Here is an 11,249-nt window from a genome sequence, read left to right as displayed (position 1 = left end):
CGCCGAGTTGCCGGACGACGGCATACCACGTATGCTTGATCTTTGGTGCGTTGCGCCTTCATTGGCGTGTCGAAGCACCGAATCCCATCCACCGCAGACCGACCGGTCTGCACAAGCGTGAGCGAGGCTATGGCCAAGAAAGACGGTGTCATCGAGATCGAAGGCACGGTGTCCGAGGCGCTGCCCAACGCGATGTTCCGCGTCGAGCTGTCCAACGGTCACAAGGTGCTCGCCACGATCTCCGGAAAGATGCGGCAGAACTACATCCGCATCATCCCCGAGGACCGTGTCGTCGTGGAGCTCAGCCCCTACGACCTCACCCGCGGGCGCATCGTCTACCGCTACCGCTAGACCGGTCGAGAAGTAACGGCCCGATCCGGGATGCCGCGCGGCACCGGCCAGGGCACGAAGACAGCGAACAGGAACATCATGAAGGTCAACCCCTCCGTCAAGCCGATCTGCGACCACTGCAAGGTGATCCGCCGCCACGGCCGCGTGATGGTCATCTGCAAGTCCAACCCGCGCCACAAGCAGCGCCAGGGCTGACGTCGCGCGGATGCCCCGGCATCCGCCGCACGAACCCACAACTGAACACGCACACACTGCAGGAGCACGAACCCGCAAGCGGGGGACACCTCGGGTCGGAGGCCCGGGCACCGATCCTGCATCACACCTCCACCGAACTCCCAGGAGATCCGCATGGCACGTCTTGCCGGCGTCGACATCCCGCGCGACAAGCGCGTGGTGATCGCCCTCACCTACATCTACGGCATCGGCCGCACCCGCTCGAGCGAGATCCTCGCGCAGACCGAGCTGGACGAGAACATCCGCGTCAAGGACCTCACCGACGACCAGCTCGTCGCGCTCCGCGACTACATCGAGGCCAACTACAAGGTCGAGGGCGACCTCCGCCGCGAGGTGGCCGCCGACATCCGCCGCAAGGTCGAGATCGGCTCGTACGAGGGCCTGCGTCACCGCCGCGGCCTCCCGGTGCGCGGTCAGCGCACCAAGACGAACGCGCGCACCCGCAAGGGCCCGAAGCGCACCGTCGCCGGCAAGAAGAAGGCCGGCCGCAAGTAAGCGCGCCCAGGATCTAGGAGAAGAACGAAATGGCACAGGCCAAGTCCGCCGCGCGCAAGCCGCGCCGCAAGGAGAAGAAGAACATCGCGCTGGGCCAGGCCCACATCAAGTCGACGTTCAACAACACGATCGTCTCGATCACCGACCCGTCCGGCGCCGTCATCAGCTGGGCGTCCTCGGGCGGCGTGGGCTTCAAGGGCTCGCGCAAGTCGACCCCGTACGCGGCCGGCATGGCCGCCGAGTCGGCCGCCCGCCAGGCCGCCGAGCACGGCGTCAAGAAGGTCGACGTCTTCGTGAAGGGCCCGGGCTCGGGCCGCGAGACCGCGATCCGCTCGCTGCAGGCCGCCGGCCTCGAGGTGGGGTCCATCCAGGACGTCACCCCGCAGGCGCACAACGGCTGCCGTCCGCCCAAGCGCCGCCGCGTCTGAGCAGGCCCGGTCCGCGCCGGACCGGAGAGATTCACGGATGCCGCGACCGACGGCATCCGTCCGACAACAACTCAACACCTCACCCATGCGCGTGTCATATAGCGGTCACGCGATTGAAAGGAACACATAGTGCTCATCGCACAGCGTCCCACTCTGACCGAGGAGAAGATCGGCGAGTTCCGCAGCCGGTTCGTCATCGAGCCGCTGGAGCCCGGCTTCGGCTACACGATCGGCAACGCGCTGCGTCGCAGCCTGCTGTCGTCGATCCCGGGGGCTGCGGTCACCAGCATCCGCATCGACGGCGTGCTGCACGAGTTCAGCACCATCCCCGGCGTGAAGGAGGATGTCACCGAGATCATCCTCAACATCAAGCAGCTGGTGGTCTCCAGCGAGCGCGACGAGCCGATCACTGCCTACCTGCGCAAGACGGGTGCCGGCGAGGTCACGGCCGCGGACATCTCCGCCCCGGCCGGTGTCGAGGTGCACAACCCGGAGCTGGTCATCGCGACCCTCAACGAGAACGCGAAGTTCGAGCTGGAGCTGACGATCGAGCGCGGCCGCGGCTACGTGTCGGCGACGCAGAACCGCAACGAGTACGCCGAGGCCGGTCAGGTGCCGGTGGACTCGATCTACTCGCCGGTGCTCAAGGTGTCGTACCGCGTCGACGCGACGCGTGCCGGCGAGCGCACCGACTTCGACAAGCTCGTGCTGGACGTCGAGACGAAGTCCTCGATCGCCCCGCGCGACGCCGTCGCGTCGGCCGGTCGCACGCTCACCGAGCTGTTCGGCCTGGCCCGTGAGCTCAACGTCGAGGCGGAGGGCATCGAGATCGGCCCCGCGCCGGTCGAGCAGGTGCTCACCAACGAGCTGTCGATGCCGATCGAGGACCTCGACCTGTCGGTGCGCTCGTACAACTGCCTCAAGCGCGAGGGCATCAACACCGTGTCGGAGCTCGTCGCCCTGTCGGAGACGCAGCTGATGAACATCCGCAACTTCGGTCAGAAGTCGGTCGACGAGGTGCGCGACAAGCTCGTCTCGCTCGGCCTGTCGCTGAAGGACTCGGTCCCCGGGTTCGACGGTGCGCACTTCTACGGCGGTTACGACGACGAGACCATCTGAGCGGATGCCACGACCCGGCCGCGCGGCCGGCTAGTCGCTGAGCCCGACATCTTCTGGAGACAACGAAATGCCCAAGCCCACCAAGGGTCCCCGCCTCGGAGGCGGCCCCGCCCACGAGCGTCTGCTGCTGGCCAACCTCGCGGCCGCCCTGTTCACGCACCGCTCGATCACCACGACCGAGACCAAGGCGAAGCGGCTGCGCCCGCTGGCCGAGCGCCTCGTGACCTTCGCCAAGCGCGGTGACCTGCACGCCCGCCGTCGCGTGCTGTCGGTCATCGGCGACAAGGAGGTCGTGCACGTCCTGTTCACCGAGATCGCGCCGCTGGTGGCCGACCGTCCCGGCGGCTACACGCGCATCACGAAGATCGGCAACCGCAAGGGCGACAACGCGCCGATGGCCGTCATCGAGCTCGTGCTCGAGCCGGTGAGCCCGAAGCCGAAGGCCGCGAAGAAGGCCGCTCCGGCCGCCGCCGCGCCGGTCGAGGAGCCCGTCGCCGAGTCCGCGGAGGACGCTGCCGAGGATGCCGCGACCGAGGCCGTCGCCGAGGCCGACGAGGCCCAGGACGCCGCGGACGAGATCGCCGCGGACGACGCCAAGGCCTGAGCAGCCCGTCTTGTGAGGCCCGCACCCCCTCCCGGGGGCGCGGGCCTCACGCGTGTCGGGCGCGGCTGTTACGGTGAGGCTGTGCACGAGTTTCCGTCTGTTCTCGATGCGCTCGGGGACCGGGTCAGCACGCCCGCACCGATCGTCCTGGTAGACGTCGTGGACGAGAACATCCGGCGCATGCAGGACTTCGCCGACCTGCACGGCAAACAGCTGCGGCCGCACGTCAAGACCCACAAGAGCATCGACATCGGACGGCGGCAGATCGCCGCGGGGGCGGTCGGGATCACCGCCGGCACGATCGGCGAGGCGGAGGTCTTCGCCGCCGCGGGTTTCGACGACATCTTCCTCGCGTACCCGATCTGGCCCACGGGCGGCAAGGCGTCGCGGCTCGCGGCGCTGGCCGCGCGGACGCGCCTGCGGGTGGGCGTCGAGAACGTCGCGGCGGTCGACGCGCTTGTGCCCGCGCTCGGCGATCGTCGTGGGTCGGTGGGGCTCGTCATCGAGGTCGACTGCGGCGCCCACCGCTCCGGCATCGCACCGCACCAGGCGGGGCGCCTCGCGCGCTGCGCGCGGGCACGGGGTCTGCGCGTGGACGGCGTCTTCACCTACCCCGGTCACGGCGGCAGGGCCGGCTCTCGCGAGGGCGCGGCGCGCGACCAGGCGGTGGCCCTGCGCGCGGCGGTCGCCGCGCTCGCGGACGAGGGGATCAGAGCAGAGGTGGTGAGTGCCGGGTCGAGTCCGACCGTCGCGTTCAGCACCGACGACGTGATCACCGAGCTCCGTCCGGGGGAGTACGTCTTCAACGACGTCGACAACCACAGCCTCGGCGCCTGCGAGCTCGACCAGATCGGCCTGTTCGTGGCCACGACCGTGGTGAGCGATCAAGGGCACGACCATGTCGTCGTGGATGCCGGCACGAAGGCGCTCGCGCGCGAAGGCGACCCGGTCCGCGGCTGGGGCCAGGTGCCCGCCCTCGGCGGCGTGCTCAGCAGGCTGAACGAGTACCACGGCTTCCTCCGGCTGCCCGCCGGAGGCGCCCGACCCCCCGTGGGGAGTGTCGTGCCGCTCGTGCCGCACCACGTCTGTCCCGTCGTGAACAGCTTCGACGAGCTGATCCTCACCGACCGCCGGGGGAGCGACCTCGGCACGTGGACGGTCCACGCACGCGGCAGGCTCAACTGAACGGAAGGAGCCTGACGTGACGCACACACCCGTAGAGGTGCTCGCCCGACCCGGCATCACGCTGCCCGCGGCAGAGGAGGCGATCGTGTGACCGCCCCGCTGAGGGTCGTCATCACCGGCGCGTCGAGCGGCATCGGCGCGGCCGTCGCCGAGCGGTTCCGGCGGGAGGGCGATCGGCTGCTGCTGACCGGACGGCGCACCGAGAGGCCGGCGACCGCGCGGTCGAACGAGCGCTACCTTCCCGGCGACCTCGGCGACGACTCGTTCGTCGCACGTCTTGTGAGCGAGGCGGCCCGCGAGTTCGGCGAGATCGACGCTCTCGTCCTGTGTCACGGGTTGCAGAGCGAGGGCTCGCTCACCCGTATGAGCGTCACCGAGGCATCCCGCGTGATCGACGCCAACCTGCTGAGCGTGTTCTCCGTCGTGCACTGCGCGGTGCCGCTGATGAGCCGGGAACGCGGATCGATCGTGTGCGTGGCCTCGCGATTGGGCATGGTCGGGATGCCGGGCCAGGTGCTGTACTCGGCGGCCAAGGGCGGCCTCATCATGTTCGCCCGGGCGGCCGCGGTCGAGCTCGCGCCCGAGGGCGTCCGCGTGAACGTCGTGGCCCCGGGGCTCACCATGACACCGGTGATCCGCGACGGCTTCGCCCGCCACGACGACCCCGACACGTATGCGGCCGAGCGGGCGGCGACCATCCCGCTCGGGCGACTGGCCGAGCCCGCCGAGATCGCCGAGCCGATCTACTTCCTCGCCTCGCCGGCCTCGTCGTACGTCACCGGCGTGGTGCTGCCGATCGACGGCGGTTACACGGCCGCCTGACGCGGCGTCATGTGCGCGGCGCTTCAGGCGATGCCGAGCGCGCGGTTCACCTCGTCGAGAGACCTCACCCGGACGCCCTCGAACGCGGTGAGGCTGCGATCGTAGCCGCGGTCGAGGTACACGTTGTTGGTGAAGCCGAGCTCGAGCATCGGGATCACGTCGTAGAGCTGGTGTGCCGAGATGTGCAGGAAGTCATCGGGTGTCGCGTCGAGCACGGTCAGCATGTGATCGAAGGCCTGCAGCCGCGGCTTGTACGCTCCGGCCTGCTCGGCGGTGATCACGGCGTGGAAGGGCGCGCCGAGGGTGGGGATGCTGGCCGCCAGATGGCGGTCGTCGGCGTTCGACAGGGCCACGAGCGGGAAGTGCTCGGCCATCCTGGCCAACGGTGCGGGCACGTCTGCGTGCGGGCCCCAGGTCAGCACTGCCGCTTGGATCGCGGCCACATCGGAGTCGCGGGCCTCGACGTCGAACATCGCACAGGTGCGCCGGTACGAGCGCTCGAGGACCTCGTCGTACGGGCGGTACTCCAGGACCTCGTCGAAACGGTTCAGCCGGAAGCGAGTGAAGAAGCGCTCGAACTCCTCGCCGGCGAGGCGGTCGGCGAGCATCGGCTGGACGGTCTCGCGCATCTGATAGTGGATGAGGGTGCCGTAGATGTCGAAGGAGATGTACTTCGGACGGGGGAGCGAGACGGTCACGAGGTCCTTTCATGAAGGCCAGAAATCGTAGGAATACAGGATTGTTGACAATCATTTTGCCGCAAAGCGAGAGCAAGTGCCAGTCGGAGCGCCTGCTCGGGCCGCAGACGCCGCTCCCGGCGACCCGGTCGGGAGTCTGAGGGGTCCGCGTCGTCGATGTCGTCTCGTCGTGCCTCGGCGACGATCAGGCCTGCGCGGTCGACTCGTCGCGACCATGGCGCAGTGCTTCGGTCGACGGATGCGTGTGGAGCTCGAAGTTGTCCACCGACAGGTGCTGGTGCAAGGCCAGGTGGATCGCCTTCATGTCGCCCTTGCGCACCAGCTCCGCGATCTCGAGATGGCCGGGGAGCACGCGGTCGGGCCGCGGGTACGTGTTCTCGAAGTGGCTCAGGCAGATGAGCGCTTCGGTCGCGAGGGTCTGGTAGGCGCGCGTGAGACGTGAGTTGTCGCCGGCCTCTACGAGCGCGGTGTGGAACTCGAGATCCACGCGGCTCAGGGCGCTCCAGTCGCGCGCGTCGAGCGGAGCTCGCATGCGTCGAGCGATCTCCTCCAGGCGGGCCACGAGCTCCTCGCGGTCGGCCTGACTGCGCGCGACGATGTTCTCGGCGGCGGCGCACTCGATGACCTCGCGCGCCTCGTAGACCTCGGCGATGTCGCGCAATGTGAGCTCGCGCACGAAGACGCCGCGGTTGGGGCGGCCGATGAGGAGGCCCTCCTGGACGAGCCGTTGGAGTGCCTCCCGCACGGGCCCGCGAGAGACGTTGAGCTGGTTGGCGACCTGTGCCTCGTTGATCTGATCGCCGGGGCCGAACGAGCCGTCGATGATGCGCTCGCGCAGCTGGTCGGCGATGACGACAGCGGTGGGTCGGCTGTCGATGGCCGAGAGGGAGAGGACTCCTCGCATGTGGTCGCTCCTTGAGGGGCTTGCCGTGGACGAGCGTCCACACGGCATAGACTGTTGACAATCAACAGTACCAAGCCTCGTCCGGGGCGCGGACGATCAGGGATGCAAGCGGGTGGAGTGCTCGTGCTCCGCGTGTGAGGCGGACTCCAGCTGCAGAGTGCAGTGATCGGTGTCGAAGTGCTCGCCGAGGCACGCGTGCAGCTCGTCGAGGGTGTCGTGGTAGCTGCGCGAGGCGAACGCCTCGTCCGAGATCACGACGTGCGCGGAGAACGCGTTCACGCCCGACGTGATCGTCCACGCGTGCATGTCGTGCACGACCTTGACGCCCGGCACCGACAGCATGTGCGCGCGTGCCTGCTCGAGATCGACGTTCTTCGGTGTGGCCTCCAGCAGCACGTTCACGACATCCTTCAGGAGGCTGATCGCGCGTGGGAAGATCAACAGCGCGATCACGATGGATGCCACCTGGTCGACCCAGTTCCAGCCCGTGATCAAGATGATGACGCCCGCGATGATGACGGCGACCGAGCCGAGCAGGTCGCCCAGGACTTCGAGGTAGGCGCCGCGGACGTTGAGGCTCTCCTTCTGCCCCGACTGGAGCACCAGCAGTGAGATCAGGTTCGCGACGGCGCCGATGACAGCGGCGATCAGCATCACCTCGGAGTGGATCTCGACCTCCGTGCCGAAGCGGCGGATCGCCTCGATGAAGATGAAGACCGAGATCACGCCCAGGATGATGCCGTTGGCGAGCGCGGCGAGCACCTCGACGCGCAGGAACCCGAAGGTCCGCTTCGAGGTGGCCGGGAGGGTCGCGATCACGCTCGCGATCAGAGCGACCGCGACCCCGGTCGCGTCGGTGAGCATGTGGCCGGCATCGGCGAGCAGGGCGAGCGACTGCGACAGGATGGCGCCGACCACCTGGACGAGGAAGATGCTCGCAGTGATCGACAGGACGATGATCAGCCGTTTGCGGTGCTTGCCGGTCGCCGTGGCGTGGCCGTCCAGTCCGTGGCTGTGGTCGTGGCCGTGTCCGTGCCCGGTGGCGCCCGGCGCCTCCGGGCGCTGCGGATGCCCGTGAGAGAAGCTGCCGTGATCGTGATCGTGATCGTGATCGTGGTCGTGGGTGTCCATGGGCGCCACTCTAGCAAGATTGCAGATTGTTGACAATTAGATGAGGTCGAGCCCAGACTGGAACGGGTCGCACGAGCGACAACCGAAGCGAGAGAAGGGTCGCCCCCATGACCAAGGCCATTGTCGTCTCCGATGCGCGTACCGCCGACGCCGGTGAGCACCACCCGAAGCCGACGGCCGCGCAGCCGGGTCAGACGGAGTCGTCGCGCACCGTCTGGGAGTCCGCGGAAGGCATCAGGTCGGGGGTGTGGGAGGTCACGCCGGGGACGTTCGACAGCACGCGCCCGGGCTACCACGAGATGTGCCAGATCGTGTCCGGTCGCGCCACGATCACCGAGCCCGATGGCACGTCGTTCGAGATCGGCCCCGGGTCGTTGTTCATCACCCCGGAAGGCTGGGTCGGCACCTGGGAGGTGCACGAGACGCTGCGCAAGACGTGGGTGGTCATCCCGTTCGACGCGCTGGCGGCACACGCCGGGTGAGGCGACTGTCGGGGCGCCCGTGGGTGCCCCGACAGGTCGCTCGCGCGGCTCAGCTGCGCCGCGCCACGTTGTAGAAGCGGATCTCCTGGTACTCCTCGAGGCCCTCCGAGCTGCCCTCGCGGCCCAGCCCGGAGGCCTTGATCCCCCCGAAGGGCGCCGCGACGTTCGAGACGATCCCGTGGTTGATGCCGACCATGCCGGCATCCAGACGATCAGCGACGTCGAGCGCGCGGTCGACGTCGGCCGTGAAGACGTAGCTGGCGAGGCCGAACGGTGTGCTGTTCGCCCTGGCCACGCCCTCATCCTCGGTGGCGAACCGTGCGATCGAGGCCACCGGACCGAAGATCTCCTCCTGGGCGATCGCGGCCGACTCGGGCACGCGGTCGAGCACGGTCGCCTCGAAGAAGTGGCCGGGCCCGTCCGGTGCCGACCCGCCGGCGCGCAGCTCGGCGCCGCGGGCGACCGCGTCGTCGACCCAGCCGCGGAAGTTGGCGACGGCGCGGTCGTCGATGACCGGGCCGAGCTGCACGTCACCGAGCGGATTGCCCATCACGACCTGCGACATCCGCTCGGTGAACCCCTCCACGAACGCGTCGGCGATGCCGTCCTGCACGAGGATGCGGTTGGCGGCCACGCACGACTGACCGCCGTTGCGCAGCTTCGCGACCAGCGCGCCCTCGACGGCTCGCTCCAGGTCGGCATCGTCGAAGACCAGCAGGGGGGCGTTGCCGCCGAGCTCCATCGAGCTCTTCACGACGTTGTGAGCGGCCAGCGTGAGCAGCGTGCTGCCCACCCCGGTGGAGCCGGTGAACGACACCTTGCGCACCCGGGGGTCGGCCAGGAGCGCAGTGCTCAGCGGCGACGCCTTGCTCGTGGTGACGACCTGCACGAGGTCGTCGGGCACGCCCGCCTGCACGAAGATCTCCGCGACCACGAGGGTCGTCAGCGGGGTCAGCGCCGCAGGCTTGACGACGGCGCCGCAGCCCACCGCGATCGCCGGCGCGATCTTGCGCGTGGCCATCGCCATCGGGAAGTTCCAAGGGGTGATCAGGAGCGCTGTGCCGACGGGCGCACGGCTGGTGAGGATGGTCGACCCGCCGCGTGGGCTCTCGCGGTAGTTGCCTGCCGGCCGCACCGCCTCCTCCGCGTACCAGCGCACGTAGTCGGCCGCGTACTGCACCTCGCCGTAGGCCTCGGCCAGCGGTTTGCCCATCTCGCGCGTGATGACGTACGCCAGGCGATCACGCTGCTCGATGATGAGGTCGTAGGCGCGGTGCAGCACGTCGGAACGGTGTCGCGGCGTCTTGCGCGCCCAGTCGGCGCCGGCCCGGTCGGCGCGGTCGAGGGCGAGGAGGGCCTGGTCCGGCGTGTAGTCGGCGGGACGGGCGATGACCTCCTCGGTGGCCGGGTCGTGCACCTCGAACGAGGCCGAGGTGCCGAGCCCCAGCGGGTCGAGGCCCACCGTGGCGAGCGCGGCGTTCGATCGGTCGAGGATGTCGGGGTCGACGCCGTCGACGACGTCGGAGGCGACCGCGGTCGTGCTCATCTGATTCTCCGCTCTCCGGTTTATTGTCAACAATACTACGATATGATCGCGGGATACGGAACCCGTCCAAGGAGCCAATGATGCGGACTCATACGATCTCGGTCCTCGCCGGCGACGGCATCGGCCTGGAGGTCATGCCCGTCGCGATGCGGGTGCTCGACGCGGCCGCCGAGCCCCACGGGGTCGCCTTCGAGTGGCGGGAGCAGCCGTGGGGCAGTGAGTACTACCTCGCCCACGGGCGCATGATGCCTGACGACGCGATCGAGCAGATGGCGCAGACGGATGCCGTGTTCCTCGGCGCGGTCGGCTCGCCCGAGGTGTCGGACACCGAGACCCTCTGGGGAATGCTGATCCCCATCCGCAGAGAGTTCGACCAGTACGTCAACCTCCGCCCCATCCGCTCGTTCTCGGGGATCGCCTCGTCGCTGGCCGGATCGCCCGAGATCGACATGGTGATCGTGCGCGAGAACGTCGAGGGCGAGTACTCGGCGGTCGGCGGCCGCAGCTACCGCGGCACGCGGTACGAGGCCGCCTATCAGCAGGCGCTGTTCTCGCGGTTCGGGATCGAGCGCATCGCCCGTTTCGCGGCGGATGTCGCCGCATCCCGATCGGGCCGGCTCGTCTCGGCGACGAAGTCGAACGGGATCATCCACACGATGCCGTTCTGGGACGAGGTCGTGGCGGAAGTGGTCGCCGAGCGTGGGGGAGTGCTGTTGGAGTCGGTGCTCATCGACGCGCTCGCCGCCCGCATGGTGCGCCGCCCGCGCAGCATCGACGTCATCGTGGCGTCGAATCTGTTCGGCGACATCCTGTCGGATCTCGCCGCCGGTGCGGTGGGGTCGATCGGGATCGCGCCGAGCGCCAATCTCGACCCCGAGCGTCGGCACCCCTCGATGTTCGAGCCGGTGCACGGCTCCGCCCCCGACATCGCCGGGCAGGGGATCGCCAACCCGGTCGGGCAGATCTGGGCCGGCGCGATGATGCTCGACCACCTCGGCCACGCCGACGTCGCGCGGCGGCTCGAGGCCGCCTTCACCGAGGTGATCGAGAGCGGTCTGGTGACGCCGGATCTCGGCGGCGCCGCGACCACCGCGGAGGTCGGCGACGCCGTCATCGCGCGGCTGCGTTCCGCGTGATCGTTACGATCGTGTTTCACATCCGAGCTTTTTTCGTCGGATTGTTGACAATCTAATCTCTTGCTCGCTAGCGTCACCTCCAGTCGCCGTCATCGCGCGGCCGGCATGACCGTA

General features: G+C 68.9%; 14 protein-coding genes. 10 read left to right on the top strand and 4 right to left on the bottom strand.

From position 1 onward, the window contains the following. Positions 1 to 129 precede the first annotated feature (129 nt). From infA to WML84_RS02160, 8 genes are all read left to right on the top strand, one after another. Complete coding sequence (gene infA, locus WML84_RS02195; protein ID WP_039395876.1) at positions 130 to 351, top strand: translation initiation factor IF-1; 222 nt, start codon at positions 130 to 132, stop codon at positions 349 to 351. 78 nt (positions 352 to 429) lie between these two features. After that, on the top strand, positions 430 to 546 hold the full coding sequence (gene rpmJ / locus WML84_RS02190; RefSeq protein ID WP_005050492.1) for a 50S ribosomal protein L36: 117 nt from the start codon (positions 430 to 432) through the stop codon (positions 544 to 546). Positions 547 to 699: 153 nt separating this feature from the next. Continuing rightward, complete coding sequence (gene rpsM / locus WML84_RS02185) at positions 700 to 1,080, top strand: 30S ribosomal protein S13 (RefSeq protein ID WP_347344524.1); 381 nt, start codon at positions 700 to 702, stop codon at positions 1,078 to 1,080. Positions 1,081 to 1,109: 29 nt separating this feature from the next. After that, positions 1,110 to 1,508: a 30S ribosomal protein S11 gene (rpsK, locus tag WML84_RS02180; protein WP_047544506.1), complete on the top strand. Its 399-nt coding sequence runs from the start codon at positions 1,110 to 1,112 to the stop codon at positions 1,506 to 1,508. A gap of 129 nt (positions 1,509 to 1,637) precedes the next feature. Then, positions 1,638 to 2,627 carry a DNA-directed RNA polymerase subunit alpha gene (locus WML84_RS02175; RefSeq protein WP_347344523.1) on the top strand — a complete coding sequence of 330 codons (990 nt, stop codon included), beginning with the start codon at positions 1,638 to 1,640 and terminating at the stop codon, positions 2,625 to 2,627. 67 nt (positions 2,628 to 2,694) lie between these two features. Further along, complete coding sequence (gene rplQ, locus WML84_RS02170) at positions 2,695 to 3,231, top strand: 50S ribosomal protein L17 (RefSeq protein WP_347344522.1); 537 nt, start codon at positions 2,695 to 2,697, stop codon at positions 3,229 to 3,231. 159 nt (positions 3,232 to 3,390) lie between these two features. Beyond that, a complete protein-coding gene (locus WML84_RS02165; protein ID WP_347344521.1) occupies positions 3,391 to 4,416 on the top strand; it encodes an alanine racemase in 1,026 nt (341 codons plus the stop codon). A gap of 87 nt (positions 4,417 to 4,503) precedes the next feature. Next, positions 4,504 to 5,238 carry an SDR family NAD(P)-dependent oxidoreductase gene (locus WML84_RS02160; RefSeq protein WP_347344520.1) on the top strand — a complete coding sequence of 245 codons (735 nt, stop codon included), beginning with the start codon at positions 4,504 to 4,506 and terminating at the stop codon, positions 5,236 to 5,238. Positions 5,239 to 5,261: 23 nt separating this feature from the next. Here the strand turns inward: WML84_RS02160 and WML84_RS02155 are convergent, their stop codons facing one another. From WML84_RS02155 to WML84_RS02145, 3 genes are all read right to left on the bottom strand, one after another. Further along, positions 5,262 to 5,936, bottom strand: a complete 675-nt coding sequence (locus tag WML84_RS02155) for an HAD-IA family hydrolase (protein WP_347344519.1) — start codon at positions 5,934 to 5,936, stop codon at positions 5,262 to 5,264. Positions 5,937 to 6,120: 184 nt separating this feature from the next. Beyond that, the gene (locus WML84_RS02150) at positions 6,121 to 6,840 is read right to left on the bottom strand and encodes a GntR family transcriptional regulator (RefSeq protein WP_347344518.1); all 720 of its coding nucleotides are present in this window, start codon (positions 6,838 to 6,840) and stop codon (positions 6,121 to 6,123) included. 96 nt (positions 6,841 to 6,936) lie between these two features. Then, entirely contained in the window at positions 6,937 to 7,971 is a 1,035-nt protein-coding gene (locus tag WML84_RS02145; RefSeq protein WP_347344517.1) for a cation diffusion facilitator family transporter, read from the bottom strand. A 107-nt stretch (positions 7,972 to 8,078) separates the two neighbouring features. Here WML84_RS02145 and WML84_RS02140 point away from each other — a divergent pair, with 107 nt between their 5' ends. Next, positions 8,079 to 8,453, top strand: coding sequence for a cupin domain-containing protein (locus WML84_RS02140; RefSeq protein ID WP_347344516.1), 375 nt, complete (start codon positions 8,079 to 8,081; stop codon positions 8,451 to 8,453). A gap of 49 nt (positions 8,454 to 8,502) precedes the next feature. Here the strand turns inward: WML84_RS02140 and WML84_RS02135 are convergent, their stop codons facing one another. Beyond that, positions 8,503 to 9,999, bottom strand: coding sequence for an NAD-dependent succinate-semialdehyde dehydrogenase (locus tag WML84_RS02135; protein WP_347344515.1), 1,497 nt, complete (start codon positions 9,997 to 9,999; stop codon positions 8,503 to 8,505). Between the two features lie 80 nt (positions 10,000 to 10,079). Between WML84_RS02135 and WML84_RS02130 the strand changes: the two genes are divergently transcribed. After that, positions 10,080 to 11,135 (top strand): tartrate dehydrogenase, encoded by a 1,056-nt coding sequence (locus WML84_RS02130; protein ID WP_347344514.1) that lies wholly within the window; start codon positions 10,080 to 10,082, stop codon positions 11,133 to 11,135. The last annotated feature ends 114 nt before the right edge of the window (positions 11,136 to 11,249 follow it).

Source organism: Microbacterium sp., from assembly GCF_039812165.1.
Lineage (GTDB): Bacteria > Actinomycetota > Actinomycetes > Actinomycetales > Microbacteriaceae > Microbacterium.
The sequence above is the reverse complement of the archived record's forward strand: the minus strand, read 5'-3'. Positions and strand labels throughout refer to the sequence as shown.